Source organism: Dyadobacter linearis (genome assembly GCF_907165045.1).
Classification (GTDB): Bacteria; Bacteroidota; Bacteroidia; order Cytophagales; family Spirosomataceae; genus Dyadobacter; species Dyadobacter linearis.
Genome location: NZ_CAJRAU010000003.1, coordinates 304,187 through 322,882 on the forward strand (window position 1 = coordinate 304,187; position 18,696 = coordinate 322,882).

Annotated in this window: 11 protein-coding genes; 1 reads left to right on the top strand and 10 read right to left on the bottom strand. The window is 46.4% G+C overall.

What is annotated here, in order from left to right; all coding sequences use genetic code 11:
- Positions 1-7: 7 nt before the first annotated feature.
- The 9 genes from KOD92_RS11730 to KOD92_RS11770 all read right to left on the bottom strand — a co-directional run bounded on the left by KOD92_RS11730 (position 8) and on the right by KOD92_RS11770 (position 16,581).
- Positions 8-2,422, bottom strand: coding sequence for an ABC transporter permease (locus KOD92_RS11730; RefSeq protein ID WP_215233762.1), 2,415 nt, complete (start codon positions 2,420-2,422; stop codon positions 8-10).
- 36 nt (positions 2,423-2,458) lie between these two features.
- On the bottom strand, positions 2,459-4,873 hold the full coding sequence (locus tag KOD92_RS11735; protein WP_215233763.1) for an ABC transporter permease: 2,415 nt from the start codon (positions 4,871-4,873) through the stop codon (positions 2,459-2,461).
- A gap of 4 nt (positions 4,874-4,877) precedes the next feature.
- Positions 4,878-7,337 (bottom strand): ABC transporter permease, encoded by a 2,460-nt coding sequence (locus KOD92_RS11740; RefSeq protein ID WP_215233764.1) that lies wholly within the window; start codon positions 7,335-7,337, stop codon positions 4,878-4,880.
- A gap of 180 nt (positions 7,338-7,517) precedes the next feature.
- Positions 7,518-7,757 carry a hypothetical protein gene (locus KOD92_RS11745; protein WP_215233765.1) on the bottom strand — a complete coding sequence of 80 codons (240 nt, stop codon included), beginning with the start codon at positions 7,755-7,757 and terminating at the stop codon, positions 7,518-7,520.
- Between the two features lie 66 nt (positions 7,758-7,823).
- Complete coding sequence (locus KOD92_RS11750; protein ID WP_215233766.1) at positions 7,824-10,205, bottom strand: ABC transporter permease; 2,382 nt, start codon at positions 10,203-10,205, stop codon at positions 7,824-7,826.
- A gap of 191 nt (positions 10,206-10,396) precedes the next feature.
- Positions 10,397-12,772: an ABC transporter permease gene (locus KOD92_RS11755; protein WP_215233767.1), complete on the bottom strand. Its 2,376-nt coding sequence runs from the start codon at positions 12,770-12,772 to the stop codon at positions 10,397-10,399.
- Positions 12,773-12,987: 215 nt separating this feature from the next.
- Positions 12,988-15,417: an ABC transporter permease gene (locus tag KOD92_RS11760; protein ID WP_215233768.1), complete on the bottom strand. Its 2,430-nt coding sequence runs from the start codon at positions 15,415-15,417 to the stop codon at positions 12,988-12,990.
- Between the two features lie 11 nt (positions 15,418-15,428).
- Positions 15,429-15,866, bottom strand: coding sequence for a hypothetical protein (locus tag KOD92_RS11765; protein WP_215233769.1), 438 nt, complete (start codon positions 15,864-15,866; stop codon positions 15,429-15,431).
- Between the two features lie 37 nt (positions 15,867-15,903).
- Positions 15,904-16,581, bottom strand: coding sequence for an ABC transporter ATP-binding protein (locus KOD92_RS11770; RefSeq protein WP_215233770.1), 678 nt, complete (start codon positions 16,579-16,581; stop codon positions 15,904-15,906).
- A gap of 84 nt (positions 16,582-16,665) precedes the next feature.
- Between KOD92_RS11770 and KOD92_RS11775 the strand changes: the two genes are divergently transcribed.
- The gene (locus tag KOD92_RS11775; RefSeq protein WP_215233771.1) at positions 16,666-17,025 is read left to right on the top strand and encodes a four helix bundle protein; all 360 of its coding nucleotides are present in this window, start codon (positions 16,666-16,668) and stop codon (positions 17,023-17,025) included.
- Positions 17,026-17,119: 94 nt separating this feature from the next.
- Here KOD92_RS11775 and KOD92_RS11780 read toward each other — a convergent pair whose 3' ends face one another.
- Positions 17,120-18,367: an efflux RND transporter periplasmic adaptor subunit gene (locus KOD92_RS11780; protein ID WP_215234297.1), complete on the bottom strand. Its 1,248-nt coding sequence runs from the start codon at positions 18,365-18,367 to the stop codon at positions 17,120-17,122.
- Positions 18,368-18,696 lie beyond the last annotated feature (329 nt).

Genomic DNA, 18,696 nt, shown 5'->3' on the forward strand with positions numbered 1-18,696 from the left:
CAAAAACTTATTCGCTTCTCAGCGCAGTTACCGGATTAGTGAGCGCCGCTTTGATGCTCTGAAAGCTAATTGTGATCATCGCTATGATAATTGCAAATATGCCTGCCAATACATAAATCCACCAGCTCACATTGACTTTATAGGTAAAATCCTGCTGCCACTCGCTCATAAAGTACCACGCAACCGGCGACGCAATTACAAGCGCGACCACCACTAACCTGACAAAATCGAGGGAAAATAAACCGAAGATATTCAGTGCAGACGCGCCTACTGCCTTCCGGATTCCCATTTCCTTCGTACGCGATTCGGCCATGAATGCAACTACGCCGTACAGCCCGAGGCAGCCGATAAAAATGGCGATACCGGCCAGTATTTTAAAGAGTTCGAACAAACGTTCTTCTTTTTGATAAAAGCTATTGAGGGTCTGATCCAGGAAAGTGTATTTGAATAAATAATCCGGAAACGTGGCCGACCATACATTTTCGATCTTGCTGATCAGCGCCGGACTTGCTCCTGCTGCCAGCTTCATTCCTAAGGTGCTATAATTACTTCGCAGGCTCGTTAGTACACAGGGAATAATTTCACGATGCAGGCTATACGTATTGAAATTTTTCACTACACCTACAATAGGTAACTTGTGATCGGAGCCTCCGATCGTGAGTCTCTTCCCAAGGATATCTTCCGGATTTTTGAATCCTAGCTTTTGAACAAAAGCTTCATTGATCACATATTCCCGGATCGTATCTGCCGGCAGGTACATCCGACCGGCTATCAGCGTGAGGCCATAAGTTTTCACATAAGAAGTATCGGCGGGCCGCATTACCACTTCGAAATCAAGAAGTTCCTTGTCATTTTCAAAAGTAAAGGCAGTCTGCCAGTTACTACCGGACATCGGTGTAAATGAACTGAAACTCATACTCTTAATACCTGGCTCATTTTCAAGCTGGGCACGTAGCCTTTCCAGCTGGCCCGGATTCTGCTCGGGTACAGGCACATTCACGATTTCGTCTTTCACAAACCCAAGATCCATGGTCCGGAAATGCTTCATTTGCATGTAAGCGATCAGCGTACCCAGCAGCACAACCTGCGAAATTGTAAATTGAAGTACGATCAACCCTCTCCTCAAATTCGCCTGACCGCCACCCGAAGTCCTCATTTTGCCTTTTAATGCAAGAATAGGCTGGTATCCCGAAACCACGAGCGCAGGATAAAAACCAGCCAGAAAAGTTGTTACGACCGCCATAATCAGCAAAAACACGAGGATCGACGGATCAGCGAAAAACATAACGCCTTTCGAACTGATATTCAGGGTTTCTGCAACACCCGGCAGCGCGATCTGCGCCAGAATGAGTGCCAGCAATACCGAAACAAACGTCAGCACGCCTGTTTCCGAAAAATATTGACGCAGCAACTGCCCGCGCGTGCTTCCCAAAACCTTCCTCACTCCCACTTCTTTCGCGCGCCTCAAAGCCTGCGCCGTAGCCAGATTGATAAAGTTGACGCACGCAGTGATCAGGATAAATATGCCAACCAGTACCATCGACCAGATCATTCCTTTACTTATTGTGCGCCCCGCGTAATTCTGCATATTCGTCATGAAATGCATGTCTTTTACAGGCAGGAGCACCAGGTCAGTCTCGGCCGCAGCTTTCGGATCTCTGTATTTTTTACTCAAATCCGCCAGATTCCGCTCCATACGCTGCTCGGTCATATTCTCAGGGAGCCGCATATACATTTGTCCGCCGCCGTAGGTACTTATCCAATCGTCCCAGCTGGTAAAAGCGCCATACTCTTTGAGCGACGAAAAGGAAAGCATTGTCGTAAATGGAAAACTGCTTGTTACCGGCGGATCCTGGATGATACCGGTTACTACAAAGTTCATTTTGTTATCCACACGAATCGTTTTGCCCATTGCATTCCCGGGACCGAAATAAGTCACGGCCTGACTTTCCGTCAAAACCACAGAGCCGGGATTACTGAGCGAAGTCGCCGGCGAGCCTTTTAACCATTTATAATCCAGCAGGTTAAAATACTCGGGGCCGATAAAACCTAATGCATAAGAAGCCGAAGTGAGTTTCTTGAGATTCTTCCCCTCCCCGATCGTCACCAGTACTTCGCGAATACCATAAATGCAGGTTACCATGTTTTTTATCTCGGGATAATCACTCCTGAGTGCGGCGAGCACCGGCAGAGGCATCCCGGTCATATACCCTTTTTCCCCATTCGCCTTATTGTGGATCGATAGCCTGTAAACCTGGTCAATATGCTTGTTATGCGTATCAAAGCTGAGTTCATACCTGACCGTAAAGAAGATCAGCAGGCAGCACGTCAGCCCCAGCGTGAGGCCGGTAACATTAATAATTGTAAAATTCCAGTTCCGCCGCAGGTTTCGGAATGAAGTAATAAGATAGTTTTTGATCATGGCAAGATGAATTTATTATTTTTCGACTGGCTGGCTTTACTCACTTTTAAGCGACTTTACCGGATTCATCAATGCGGCTTTTATACTTTGAAAACTCACTGTTCCTACTGCCAGCACAATCGCCGCCAATCCTACAAAAACAAAAATCATCGGGTTGATCTCGATCCGGTAGGGATAATTGTCCAACCAGGCCTGCATAGCAAACCAGGCCAGAGGCGAGGCAATGACAATTGCTACTATAACGAGCTTTACGAAGTCTTTTGACAACACCAAAACCAGGCTCGAAATACTCGCTCCCAGCACTTTACGAACACCTATCTCCTTCGTCCGCTGTTCGATCACGATCAATGCGACTGCAAATAACCCGAGGCAGGACAGCATAATCGCCACGCCAGAAGCCAGACTAAAAACCTTCGAAAGCCGCTCTTCCTCGCGGTACCAGGAATTCGTATTTTCATCCACGAAACTGCCGGTAAACTCCGATTCAGGGGTAACTTCTCTCCATGCTTTCTTCAACTTTTCCATCGAAGTCCCCAGACTTTGCGGCGTCACCCGCACAAAAATATAGCTGATCGGTCCCGACGGTGAAATGTACATGGTAATCGGCTTCTTCTCGTTTTTGGAAGAATACAGATTGAAATCTGGAACAAGGCCAATGATCTGGTGTTTCATACCCGCCGTGTCAGTCCGGAAGAATTTACCCACCGGATCCTTCTCACCGATCATTTTTGCCATACTTTCGGTAATGATCACGCGACCAATCGAATCAGTGGAATACGTGGGATCAAACTCGCGGCCAGCCAGTAATTTTATATTGAGTGTTTTGAGATAATCATAATCAATGTGAAGCCAGTCCGTCGAAACCTCGCGGTCGTTGAATGTAAATCCGAGGACACTCCGGGACGAACTTCGATCCGCTCCTATTCCCAGATTGACGCCGCTGCCCGTCATGCTCAATATGCTGGGATCGTCTTTCAGCTGGTTTCGCAGCCGACGCAATGCCTGCTGACCGTCGACCTTATTTCCAACCGGAATACTGATCACTTCCTCTTTCTGGAATCCCAGTGGTTGTGTTTTCAAATGATCCACCTGCTGCACCGCGATAATCGTGCAGCAGATCAGCAGGCTTGATAATGTGAATTGAGCTACAATGAGCGAGTTACGCAACAAACCCGGCTTTTTCATGGAAACCTTTCCCTTCAAAACCTCCACTGCATTGAACCGCGACATCTGCCACGCAGGATACCCGCCTGCAATCAGCGCTACGAACAAAAAGAGGCTGAAAACGAGCAATATCGTACCCGGCTGCATGATATAGTCAAGGTTCAATTTCGACTGAAAGGTGCTGTTAAATGTGGGTAGAAGCAGAATTGTCAGCGTCATCCCTACTAGAAAACCGGCCAGACAAATAACGCCGGCTTCTCCCCAAATCTGAAAAAATAGCTGCTGCTTCAATGCACCAAGCGATTTACGCACCCCCACTTCACGGGCCCGGATAAATGAGCGCGCCACATTGAGATTGATGAAATTGAAACTCGCAATGAGCAAAATGAAAGTACCGATCGCCATCAATGCATATACCAGCCCGATCGGCGCTCCGCCAGACATATCTGAATCAAAATGAATGTCGGTCAGTTTCATGAGCCTTAGCGCAAAAATATCCCCCTTCTGGTCGGGCTTGGCGCCTTGCTTTTTAAGAGAGGCAAAGCTTTCGGCGAAGTATTTTTTGGTAAAAGGTCTAAGCTTTTGTTCGAATGCATCTTTGTCGATACCTGGTTTTAATTTCACAAAAACCGCGTGCGAATGCGCGTCCCACTGGTCTTTTTCACGCTGGTAGCCGCCTGCATTTTCAACCCGGATGAATGCGTCATATTTTATCGTAGAGTTTTCGGGAAAATCGGCCAGCACTCCGGTAACGATGTACTGTTTCTTATTGGCATCCATCCCCAGCTGAAGCGCCTTGCCCAGCGGATCTTCCTTACCGAAAATACTCTCAGCCATATTCCTGCTGATCACAATATTGCTCAGATCGCTGAGCGCAGAGCCTGCATTGCCTTTTAAAAGGGGAAAAGAGAATATTTTAAGAAAATCAGCGTCGGTGTATTTGATATCCTTATCGAAATATTTGCCTTTGTAAACCACCACATACTGGCCATTCAAGATTCGGGCGGCTCCCTCGATTTCAGGGAATTCTGCTTTCAAAGCGGGCGTAAGTGGGTGCGGCATGGAACCTGCTTTTCTAGCTTTCTGAGGCTCATTGGCGAAAAAATAGGTTTTAAAAATCCGGTCTTTATCCGCATGGAATTTATCAAATGAAAGCACAAAATAGGCTGTGAGAAACAGAAAGACACTAATGCAGAAAGCAACCGAAAGGCCAACGATATTGATCATAGCGTAACCCTTATTTTTCCAAAGGTTACGGAGCGCGATTTTAAGGTAGTTTTTGATCATGATTCTATTCACTTTTGAGTGACTTCACCGGATTTGTCATAGCGGCTTTGATAGCCTGGGTACTTACTGTGATCATGGCGACGACGACCGACAATATGCCCGCCAGCGCAAACATCCACCATTGAATACTGATTTTATAGACAAAATCCTGCAACCATTTGTCCATTACATACCAAGTGAGCGGCGTGGCGATTACGATTGAAATGCAGATCAGTTTAACAAAATCACCGGAAAGCAAACCGACAATACTACCGATAGAAGCCCCCAGCACCTTCCTGACCCCTATTTCCTTGATCCGCTGCTGCGCCGCAAATGCCGCCAGTCCGAAAAGACCGAGGCAGGAGATCAGAATTGAAATGACCGTGAATGAATTAACGATCCGCGAAGTGCGGGCGTCGGCTGTATAATTCCTTTGAAAATCCTCATTCAAAAAGCTGAAAGTAAAGGGCTCGTCCGGATTCAGCGCCTTCCATTTCGATTCGATAAAAGGCAGAACTTTGGCAACATCGTTGGTATTGACGTGCGCGATCACATAGTTGTGAACGGGTTCGTTTTGAAGGAAAAATGCATAAGGTTCAATGGCCTGGTGCAAATCCTGGAAGTGAAAATCTTTTACTACACCAATAATCTCAATACTCTTTGTCTGTTTATCGTACCGATCGTCGAAGCTCAGTTTCTGCCCGATCGCCTTTTCGAGCGGGATATTGAATTTCCTCAGCGTAGCCTCATTCACTACAATCTTCATATTGGTATCGGCAGGAAACTGGCTGGAAAACATCCTGCCCGCCGCGAGCTTGAAGCCCATCGTGCTCATAAATTCCGGCGCAACCCAGTTCGTTTTCACAAGTCCGTCTTCTTTCACCGGCCGGCCACTGACATACACGCTCATGTCGCTGGGATTGATGATTCCCGGGTAATATGAAGTGCCCGCCGCGGCCGTGATCTGGTTATTTTGTAAAAGTTCGTTACGCAATGCGGGATAAGTTTTCCTGGATTCGTCGCTGCGGAAAGGGATCACGATCTGCTGATCTTTATTAAATCCCAGTGGTTGCTCGTGCATAAAACGTATCTGTTCCTGAATCACCAAAGTGCCCACAACCAGACCGATTGAGATCACAAATTGAAAAACAACCAAACCCCGCCGCAAAGTTGTCGCCGAAACCGAATTGACGAACTTACCTTTCACCACATCCAGCGGATTGAAAAGTGAAAGGTAAAAGGCCGGGTAACTACCCGAAATAACGCCGGTCAGCAATGCGAGTGTCACAAACGCAAGAATGATTTTTGGATCCAGCAGGTCGCTGATCAATAGCGATTTATCTGCCAGCTGATTAAAAAACGGCAAAAAGAGCAGCACGAAAACGAATGCGAGCCCAAGCGCTACGAAGGTAAGTACCATCGATTCGCCCAGGAACTGGCCGATCAGCCCATTTCTACCTGCGCCCATCACTTTCCGGATCCCGACTTCCGCCGCCCGTTTCGCAGAGCGCGCAGTGGCCAGGTTCATGAAATTAATACAGGCAATCAACAGCGTGAATATAGCAATGGAAGCCAGCACGTACAGATAAGTTGTACTGGTGGTAGGCGTCACAATGTTGTCGATCAGGTTGAATAAATGGATGCCGGTTACCGGCAGTAACGCGAGTTTTTTATCATAACCCGCAAATTTCAGATCGGCGCGGGCATATTTGTCGATGAATGCAGGTAGCTTTTTGCTGAACTTGTCTGGATCTGTGCCCGGACGCAGCCGCAAGTAGCTGTAAAACATATTGTTATTGGTAAAATTCTGCTCCGACTCGCGCAGGTATGTCCCTACCCAGCCCGCCTGCATCGGGATAAAATATCGCGCGTCAATGTGCGAGCGCCTTGCCTCGTCACGGAAAACGCCGGTCACTTTGAAGTTCTCGTTATTGCCGGTTTTGCCTCCTACCTGAATGGTTTGGTTCAATGCAGACTTGTTACCAAAAAGCTTTTTTGCTACTTCCTCCGACAATGCGATCGAATGCGGGTCGCGCATCGAAGTTTTGGCATCGCCTTCGATGAAATCGTAAGTGAAGACATCAAAAAATGTAGAATCTACGTGAATACCTTTGGTTTCGTAAAATGCCCTGGCATTGTTCCCTTCGCCTTGAACTTTGAGTAAGGTCTTGTCTTCCAGAAAATTCTGCCACAACCGGGTTACCTGGACCACTTCGGGGAATTCCGCTTTTACGGCCTGTGCGTACGGCGAAGGTGCGCGGGGGTTATCCATTTTCTCACCATTAGGCTGCACATTTTCGCTGCGGAGCAGGTACAGATCTTTGGCGTGTTCGTGGTGCCTGTCAAAGGAAATTTCGCTGAGAATGTACAGCAGCAGCAGCATGCAGCACGTCATACCGACCGACAGGCCGAAAACGTTAATGCCGGAAAACATCTTGCTTTTCAGCAGATTTCTCCAAGCGATTTTCAAATAATTTTTAATCATGGCTAATAGATAGAGCGTCGTTTGCAAATCCAGTTAACCTGAATGAATTATTATACCAGCTCGATCCAATCCATCGCAACTAACTAATAATCAGCTTTTTACACTCATTTTTAAACCAAAAAAGTGTCCGCTTTCGGACACTTTTGTTCACAATTGGACTTGGGGTAGTGTAAGCTTCGTCTACCATTCCGCTGACTGCTTTTCAACTTCTTCCTGTGTCATGAAATTACCCTCATTTATTCTTGCCAGTGCCTCGTCCAGTTCTCTGTTATAATCTAATGTAAAAGCGGTTTCTGTCGACTTGCTATCTTTCTTCAAACTCAAAAAAGATTTGATCACACCCAACAAGGATTGCTTTTCGTCTTCCCCTAGCATCGGAAGATATTTCAGTATTTGCGAATCAATAGTTTGTGCCTCCATCTCTGGGTTATCTGTTAAAAACAACTCAATTTAACTAAAACCAATGTAAATCTCCAACGCCCAACCTCACTCACTCTTCAAACTATCAACCGGGTTCATCAGTGCGGTTTTGATGCTTTGGAAACCTACGGTTAGGGAGGTTAGTAACAATGCCGTACAGCCGACTAGTAGATATGTAAGCCAACCGAGGCGGGTGTGGTAGGTGAAGGTTTCCAGATAGCGGCTCTCGAAACTGTAAGCCACCGGCGCGCCGATCACAATACCGATCAGCACAAGGATCACGAAGTCTTTGGCAAGCAAAAACGTTACTTCCTGGACCGACGCACCGAGTACTTTCCGAATACCGACTTCTTTCATGCGCTGATTTGCAGCGAGCGTGATCAGGCCAAAAATTCCAGCCAGTGCAATCACAATCGCCAGCGTAGCAACGAAATTGACCATTTTCCAAATACCGTCGAGATGGTTATACTGCCTGCTAAGTTCATCGGTCATATAAAATGCGCCGAAGGGTTTTCTGGCGGGGATCTTCTTCATTTTACCTTCCAGTCCCGCCAATACGCTTTTGGCCTGTCCCATATCGTTCAGCCTGATACTGAGGTAACTGCTCAGTCCGGCCGGGCCATTGTACCAATGCAATAGCGGTTCTATTTTCTCTTTCAACTCCTGATAATGAAAATCCTGCATCACACCGATGATCGTGTACACTTCCGGGTTACTCTTTTGCCTGATACGCTTCCCGACAGCCGTTTTCCAGCCCAGCGCTTTCATAGCCGATTCATTGATAACTACCGGCAGATTCTTCCCGTCCTTGTCGATCTCTTCTGAAAAGTCGCGACCTTCCAGCATTTTAATTCCGTAGGTTTTAGAATAGCCCGGCCCCGTGCCCGAGTGTTTGATACGAACCTCTGCCCCAACGGCTCCATCGGCCATATAAGTGTTGTAATTACTCCAATACTTGGAAGGGACCACCGAAGAAGTGGCAATGCTTTGCACCCGCGAATCCTGACGCAGCTCATTCAAAATGGATTTGAACTGGATCGCGGCCGATTTTGTGTCCCTATATTCCAGATCCGACTGCACCACAACCACATTTTCTTTATCAAAACCGGTTTTCGCTTCGCGCATAAAACTCACCTGCTTACGCACCACGATCGCGCCGATCACCAGTGCGAAAGCGATCACAAACTGAGCCACGATCATCGTTCCCCTCGACCAGTTCCGGGAATGCGTTTTATTGGAAAGCTTGCCTTTGATCGTGTCGCGCAGATCCAGCCGATTGAGATAAACGGCCGGGTAAGTACCTGCGATGAGAGCGATAAACGTAATAATGCCGCCAAGCGCGATCACAGTCATATAATCCTGCTCCCAACTCAGCGTGAGCTGCATTCTGCCCTGCCTGAATTCGTTGAACTGGGGTACCAGGTAAGAGGCGGCCAGGACTACTGCAAACATGAGCGACGCGATCAGAACAATCGCCGACTCGGTCCAGAACTGCACTAAAATCTGCTTTAAATTGGAGCCGGTAACTTTCCTGACTGCAATTTCTTTTGCCCGCGTAAATGCGATTGCAGTATTCAGATTGATCAGATTAATGCTGATAATCAGCAGGATAAAAATAACAATCCCTATTGCTCCGTAAATCATCCATTTGAAACCCGGATTATCATAGTGAATGAAGTTCTCCAACTTTTCAATGCGAACTTGCCGCTCACCTCCGGCGGGATCAAAGTGGGTTTTCGCAAATGTGGGAAACTGAGCTTCCAGCTTTGCAATATCCGTCCCCTTTTTGATTTTCAGATACACCGAGGAAAAGGTATTATACCAGTCGGCGCCACTCCGAAAACCTGCATTAGCTTCCAAAAGCGAGATCGGGACTAATACTTCGAACTGCATGGAAGAGTTTTCGGGAACACGGTCCAGCACGCCCGCTACCGTGAAATTGAGTGTATCACTTACCGAAACCGTTTCACCCACAGGGTTCCTGTCGCCGAAAAGTGCCTGCGCTATTTTTTGGTTTATTATGATTGATTGTCTGCTCTTGAATGCAGTTTTCGGATCTCCGTATTTTAGTTTGAAAGAAAAAATATCGAAGAAACTGGAATCCACATATTTGGTATTACCCTGAATATTTTTGCCCCTGTAAGTAAGCCACACATCGTTCCAACCCTGGAAATGCGTGCCGGTTTCTATTTCCGGGAAAGTCCTGATAAGCTGCTGCATGATCGGGTGTACAGTCGCATTGTACCGCTCGCCCTTCGTTTCAGTCTGCACATAATAGATCTGATCATTATTTTCATGGAATGTATCAAAAGTGACCCCGCGCTGTATAAAAAGGATCAGCACCCCGGCACTGGCCAGCCCAAGCGACAGCCCCAGGAAATTAATAGCAGTAAACAACCGATTCTTCCAAAGCGTCCGAATCGCGATTTTTAGATAGTTTTTTAGCATTGGTTTTAAAATTTGGGGAGGAAAGGGAGGGAAAGGGAGGAAGGAGGAAGGAGGAAGGGAGGAAGGACAAAGAAGGAACGGACAAAGGAAGAAAAATTGAGACTAGGTAACTTTAAACAGAACAGCTTATTTCCTTAATTCCATCCTCCTTTCCTCCCTTTCCTCCTTCCTCCGTTTTCCCCTTCCTCCCTTCACTCCCTTTTCAAAGATTCCACCGGGCTCATCATTGCTGATCGGATACTCTGGTACGCTATAGTAAGTATTGCGACGGTCATCGCGAGGATTGCGGCGCTGGCGAAATAGATCCACGAAATACTGATCCGGTAAGGAAAATCCTGTAACCAGATGTTGGATGCAAAATAGGATATTGGCAATGCGATCACAATTGAGCTAATTACCAGTTTTACAAAATCAAGGGATAGTAATGCGGCGATGCCGGTAACTGATGCGCCCAGTACTTTCCTGATCCCGATCTCTTTAATCCGCGTTTCTGCATTGAATGTGGCTAGTCCGAACAAGCCGATACAGGAGACAAAAATAGACAGGATCGCCGCCAGCGTGATCATTTCACGCCATTTTGCCTCAGATTCGTATCTGTTCAAATTAGCGACATCTTCGAATTTGTACTCAAATGGCATAAATGGAATGTGCTTCCGGAAGAGATTTTCTATGGCTTTCATGGTCGCCGGAATATCTTTTGAGTCCAGCTTCGCGTAAATGGCGCCCAGCGCGTAGCTGGGATCCTGGGTTAGCAAAAGGGGCTTGATTGTATCTTTTAATGAGGCATAATGGTAATCGCGGATCACACCGATCACATGCAGTTTCTGTTTTTTCCACTCAAAATTAACCTCTTTCCCAATCGGATCTGTCCAGCCGGCCTCTTTCACAAAAGCTTCATTAACCACCACGGACTGAACGGGATCGGAAGGATAGGTTTTAGAAAAATTGCGCCCTTTTAGAACCGGAATTTGCAAAGTTTTCAGAAACTGATCGTCGACGCCAATGTAGCCGAAACTAATTTCTTTTTCTCCGATCTTAGCCCCGGTACCATTATAATTCCCATTAAATGCCGCGACGGTCCGGATACCCGCCATATTTTCCAGCTCCTGCCGGATCACATCCAGTTTCGAACTGCCACCTCTGCCCACACTAAAACTCACCAGATTTTCATCATTATAACCCAAATCTTTACTAGTCAGATATTTGAATTGCGAATAGACTATGATCGTGCCGATTACCAGACAAACAGACAAGGCAAATTGAAACACGACCAACCCTTTAGTCAGGTAGTTCTTGTTTGAAAAACGGGTGCGGTTATAGAGCGTTTGCACCGGACTGAAACCGGACAGGATTATCGCGGGATAGAATCCGGCGATCAGGCCGGTGGCTAATAGCAGGCTTAGATAACCTGCTACCAGCTTGGTATCCAGCAGGTAAGACAGTGACAGCTGCTTATTAGCCAGCTCGTTGAATGTAGGTAATGTCATCAGCGTTAATATAATAGCAAGCCCAAAAGCAACGACTGACAACAGGAACGATTCGCCCAGAAACTGGTATATCAGTTGTTTTCGCAACCCTCCAACTACTTTACGCACGCCAATTTCCTTCGCGCGGCTGAGCGACCTGGCCACTGTGAGATTTACGAAATTGATGCAAGCAATAATGAGAATAAAGATCGCGATACCTGACAATATGTAGGAATAAATAGGGCTGCTGCCATAGCCAAGGCCATTTCGTAGGTCTCCGGTTTCATTATCCATGTGAATTTTGAGAAACGGCTGCAAGCCGAATGTGATGTGTTTTGCATGATCATCAAACTTCCCTGCTTCGTTTAGCTTTCTGGTAAAAATCCGGTTCATTTTCGTGGCCACTACCTGATAATCAGCCTTATCGTGCAGAAGTAAAAAGGTATTCATATAGAAACCCAGCCACTCGCTATCTGTCCAGTTTCTAGCTTCCTGAAATTTAAAAGGCAGCACGGCTTTGAATTGTACTGACGAATTTTGCGGGCAATTTTTGGCAACACCCGAAACCACAAACGATTCAAATGCATCCTCGATCTTCAATTCCATCGTCTTCCCGACTGCATCTTTGGTGTTGAAATACTTTTCCGCCAGCTCCTCCGAAAGCACGATAGAATGAATATCGGTCAAAACCTTCTTCGGATCTCCGTACTGGAGGGGCATAGAAAACACCGAGAAAAAATTATCATCCGCAAAAAGAATATCCTCATTCAGTAATTCATTTCCTTTTTTTACCACAAAAGAAGAACTCTGAGCGCGTACCACGTCCTGAATTTCAGGTATTTCCTGCTTAAACCCCGGCCCGTGCACCGCATTGGAACTCCCGATCGTGCGCGTCCCTTTGTCTTCCGGCATTGTCACCTGAATCCGGTAAAGCGCATTTTTATGTTTCTGAAACTGATCGAAACTAACCTGATCCTTGGTATAAAGCACAATAAGCATGCAGCAGGTAAGCCCCAGGGACAACCCGGCAATATTGATCAGCGAGAAAACCTTGTTCCTCGTGAGGTTGCGAATGGCAATTTTCAGGTAGTTTTTTAGCATTGGTTTTAAGATTTGGGGGGGAAGGGGAGGAAGGGGAGGAAAGGGAGGAAGGGAGGAAGGAGGAAGGACAAAGGAGGAACGGACAAAGGAAGAAAAATAGAAACTAGGTAATTTTAAACAGAATAGCTTATTTCCTTAATTCCATCCTCCTTCTTCCCTTTCCTCCCTTTCCTCCGTTCCTCCGTTTCTCCATCCTCCCTTTCCTCCCCTCCCCCCTATTCACTCTTCAAACTCTTCACCGGATTCATTAGTGCGGCTTTGATGCTTTGGAAACTGACGGTTAGCAATGCGATGAGGATAGAGAGTAGGCCGGCTGCGGCGAACATCCACCAGGCAATGTCAACGTGATACGCAAAATCTTTTAGCCAGGCATTCATCGCGTACCAGGCGATCGGGCTGCCGATAATAATTGATAGCAGCACCAGTTTCAAAAAGTCTCTGGATAATAATGTGACAATGTTCGAAACGCTGGCGCCCAGCACTTTACGCACACCTATTTCCTTGGTTCGCCGCTCGGCGGTGTAGGCCGACAAGCCAAATAAGCCAAGACATCCGATGATTATCGAGATAATCGCAAATGTGATAAATATCTGCCCGACCCGCTGCTCGCTCCGGTACTCGTTATCAAAGTCTTCGTCCATAAAACGGTAGTTAAATGGCTGCCCGGGCGCCATTTGTTTCCACAATGCCTCTACCTGCGCGACGGTTTGTGGATAGTTTGCTGCTTTAAGTCGTATTGCTACCAGCCCGTAACTGCGGTCGAGCACCATACTTAATGCTCCGATATTCTTTCTGAGTGACTCAAAATGGAAGTCTTTTACAACACCCAGGACAGTATACGTTCTCTTTGAATTAGTAGAATCCATAAGCAGATCATAGATACGCTTGCCGACCGGATCTTTAAAACCAAGAATTTTAGCGGCAGCTTCATTAATGATGATCCCGGAAGAGTCGGATGGAAATTCCTTTTCAAAACTCCGGCCCGACTTCATGCTCAAATCAAGCGTTTTGATATAATCATAATCGACCGCCCACCGCTGCATACTTATACCCTTTTCCTGCTGCATTTCTCCTTCTGGAAAAAATGTATTGTCTGTGCGGGACGAAGGAGTAGGCAAAAAGCTCGTTAATGTGCTGCTTTGCACATTGGGTAACTGCGCTACTTCATCTTTGAATGCGCGGGCCTTGGTGTCAAGCGCATAAGCATTTTTGATGATCAGTACCTGGTCTTTGGAATAGCCTAGTTTCTTAGTTTGAATATAGTTCAGCTGGTTGTAAATGACGCCGGTTCCGATAATGAGCATGACCGAAACCATAAACTGAAATACGACCAGCGCATTTCGCAGATATCCCCCTTTTCCATCCTGCTCCACTGCGCCACGCAAAACTTTAAGCGGCGTGAAGGCAGACAGGAAAAAAGCAGGGTAACTGCCAGCCAGAACACCCACGACAACTGCTGTCACTAATGCAATACTCCAAAACATGACACTCTCAAATGGAAACCCGATCTGCTTATTAGCCAGATTATTGAACAAAGGAAGTGCCGCATAAGCCAGTATCATCGCAAAAAGCAGGGAGAAAAAGCTAAGCATGATCGCCTCGGTCAGGAACTGCCCCATCAGATACGACCGCTTGGATCCCAGCGCCTTGCGAACTCCCACTTCTTTGGCGCGGTTGGCAGAGCGCGCCGTGGCCAGGTTCATAAAATTAACACAGGCTATTCCCAAAAGGAAAATAGCCACAACTGCAAAAATGTATACATACTGAATATTGCTGTTCGCACTGATCTCAGCTTTACGGTCTGAATGCAGGTGAATGTCAGTCAGCGGAATGAGGGTATATTTAATGTAACTGCCCGACTTGCGCATTTCATTCAGCGTGGCTCCCATGATCTGTTTGACCCACGAGCCGGTATATTTTTGAAGAATGGTTTCAAAGTTCTTCTCAAACTGCGCGGCACTTACCCCCTTCCTCAATTTCAGGTAAGTCAGGAAGTTGTGGCTTCCCCAATTGTCTGCCCGGCTCTCGGAGTTTACAGTCATTGCCAGCAGCATATTCAGTTTCGACATATGTGAATGCTCGGGAATGTTCTCCATTACGCCCGCAACTGTATAGTTGAGGTTGTTGTCCAGCACCAGGATCTGGCCGATCGGATTCTCGGAGCCAAAATACTTTTTTGCCAGCCGCTCAGAAATAACCATCGTAAACGGTTCTCTGAGAATGCGTTTTGCATCGCCGGCAATAAGAGGAATTGAGAATACATCGAAAAACGTGGAATCGGCGTAGCTTACCACGTCTTCTCTGAGGTTTTCGGTCGAGCTTTTCCTGCGCACGAGGTAACTTCCATCTTCCCGCAATCTCGCAACAGCTTCCAGTTGCGGGTAATCCTTGAATAATGTAAAAGCCAGCGGATCTGGCGCAACGGCGAGCTTCATATCTGCCCCGCCAAAACGAATATCTGAATTTACCCGGTGAATGCGGTCGGCATCCGAAAAAGAGCGGTCGTAACTCAGTTCATCGATCACATAAAGTGTGATCAGAAGGCAGCTTGCCAGACCAAGCGATAGACCAAAAATGTTTAAAAATGAATAGAACTTATGTTTGCGAAGATTCCTCCACGCGATTTTTAGATAGTTCTGAAGCATAGTTTCTTCCGTTACATTTCCATCCCCTTACCCGGCAATTCTATTTCATTTTCAAAACGGTCAATAATGCGCTGACGCTCGGTATCTGACTTTTCAGCCGCATTGATAGTTTTTTCGTAAACGAATTCCTCATCATTCTTTTTGAAATGATATTGTAGAAACAGCTCACCCGTCTGCGGATTGTATTTCACGTGTTTGCGGTAGCCGGCAGAATCGAGTCCTTGAAAAGTCCTTCCGTGGCTATCTCCTGACTGCGTTATCTCCGGCGTCACATCTATCGAAACATACACTTCCGGTTCCAGCAGGAAAGGCGGAATTGGTGGTAACTCAGGTTTTGGCGACGCCATCGTAATGCGCTCCCCTTCGATACAGCGGCTCAGCGTACTTTTTTTCTGAGCAAAGGAAAATACGCTGGTGCAGGCCAGCACAAGGGTAAGGATTTTTTTCATGGTTAAATTTGGCTAACTGTAGTTGGGCATTGGCACGCTAAATATGCACTTTTTCGGTCACGATTTTTCCGTCGAACAGGTTGACAATTCTGTGTGCAAACCCGGCATCGTAAGGCGAGTGCGTTACCATAAGAATCGTTGTTCCTGCTGCATTGAGCTGGCTCAGCAGGTTCATTACTTCTTCCCCGTTTTTAGAATCGAGGTTACCTGTCGGCTCATCGGCAAGTATCGTTTTCGGCGTAGCCACCACCGCCCGGGCTATGGCAGTACGCTGCTGCTGTCCACCGGAAAGCTGCTGCGGAAAGTGGTTTCTGCGGTGCATCATATTCATGCGGGCCAATGCGGCTTCTACTTTTTCTTTACGCTCGGCAGGAGGCGTTTTCAGGTAAAGCAATGGCAGCTCAACGTTCTCATAAACAGTAAGTTCGTCGATCAGGTTGAAGCTTTGGAATACAAAACCGATGTTCCCCTTCCGGATCTGCGCACGCTGGCGTTCTGACATTTTTGCCACCTCTGTGCCATAAAATTCGTAAGACCCTTCACTCGGGTTATCGAGCAGGCCCAGGATATTCAGCAATGTGGATTTGCCACATCCCGAAGGTCCCATGATAGCCACAAACTCGCCATCTTTGACATCCATGTCAATCCCATTCAGGGCCGTAGTTTCCACCTCCTCCGTAGAGAAGATCTTATGCAGGTTGGTAATTTTGATCATTGGTTTTTTTTTAAGGAGGAAGGGAGGAAGGAGGAAGGGAGGAATTTTCGTAATTACCCTTTTCTTTCACCAATCCTTAGGTTTATGTCAAAAATTGAAAAATTCGAAGATTTAAAAATCTGGCAAGATGGGATCAACTTATCCATCCATATTTATCAGATCCTTGCCACCTGTCGCGATTTTAGTCTCAAGGATCAAATGTGTCGAGCTGCGGTATCGATTCCGTCTAATGTTGCTGAGGGTTTTGAGCGTCATTCTAACAAAGAGTTTATACGTTATTTACGAATTGCAAAAGGATCTTCCGGAGAACTCAGAACACAAATAGAGATTGCGATTGGAATAGGGTTAGTGAAAAAGGAAACTGGTGAAGATCTCATTTCAAAAACCCGCTACCTCTCCGCCATGCTTCAGAACCTAATCAAAATCCGAGAAACCAACTTCTAACCCAACCTCACCTAACCAACGTTCCTCATTCCTCCCTCCCTACACAGGCCGCCCTTCCTCCTTCCTCCTTCCTCCTTTCCTCCATCCTCCCTCGCTAAAACTCCAAAACCTCATTCTCCCCAAAGTTCTCATAAGAACTCGTGATCACTTTTTCGCCTGGTTTCAAGCCTTCCAGTACTTCGAAATATTCGGGGTTTTTGCGACCCAGGGTGATGCTGCGTTTGGCGGCGCGTTTGCCGTCTTCGCCGACTACGTATACCCAGTTACCGCCAGTTTCAGAGAAGAAGCCGCCAACAGGTAGTAATGTGGCCTGCGAAGGCTGGCCAAGTTGCAAGCGGATCGGTGCGGACTGGCCTCTTTTGATCAGCTCCGGCGCCCCTTTGTCAAACTGCATATCTACTTCAAAACGGCCGCTTAGCACCTCTGGAAATATTTTAATGATCTTCAATCCGTAATCTTTTCCATTGAATTCCATAGAACCCTGCAAGCCGGCGAAAATCCTTGAAATATAGTGTTCATCCACACTTACCCGCATTTTAAAACCGTTCAAATCATCGATCTGACCTATATTCTGACCCTGATTGATATTCGAGCCGACTTCAACATTCATGGAAGATAGCAAGCCCGAAACCGGCGCTTTCACAACCAGGTTATCCAAAGTTTGTCGCCACAAGCTCACGTTTTTCTGGGTATTTGCTAATGTTCCTTCCAGTTGCGTGATCGTCATTCTAGAGTTTTCTTCCTGATATTTCTGAGATTCTATCTCAATCTCGCGCTGACGTACCAGCTTTTCATAGTCCCTTTTTGTTTTAAGAAAATCAGCTTCCGGGATCACTTTGTCTTTGTACAATTTTACATTCCGATCGTGTGCATCTTTCGCCTGATCCAATTGAAAATCAAGATCACTTAATGCCTTTTGCAGGTTAAACCGGGCTATTTTTAATCCCTGACGTGTATTTTGAAGATCATTCACCAGTCGGCTAGCCTCTGTTTCTGATTGCAGGAAGCTGAGTTTCAGGTTTTGATTTTCCAGTCTTAAAAGAATATCCCCCTGCTTGACCATGTTACCGCCTTCGATCAGTTTCTCGGTCACATAACCACCCACGATCGCATCCAGCTGAATGGTTTTAAGTGGCTGAACCACACCGGTTACCACAATAAATTCATCGAAACGACCCGTTTTCACTGTTGATACGGTGAGTTTATCCTGTTCTACATTCAGCTTGCTGCGCTTGTCGGCGTAAAAAAACTGGTATACCAGAAAAGCGACCAGCAATGTGCTGCCTGCGATGATACCGATACGCTGGGTTGTCCAGAATTTCTTTGGTTTTATTTTATCCATTGATGAACCTCCGGAGAAACCGTTGTTATTGGTGCTTGTTGAGTTAGGTGTCCTGACTTCCATTATATGTGCTTTTGAAAAATTCGCCTTTATAGTTTCCTCTGATTATCCAATCCCTATGCCAAAGAAGATTTCTGCCTATAAAGTACTGATTACCAAATGCATTACATATTAAGAATAAGCTTTCAATGTTCGTTATCGGACATTTCTGTTCGGCGGCGGACAAGCCATTTTTTCATCGCTTTTGGGGAAAATACTCAGTTTTTGGCGGCTTAGAAAATGAATTTTTAAATTGTATCCGCTATCTTTCCAATCATTCAATTCCCAAA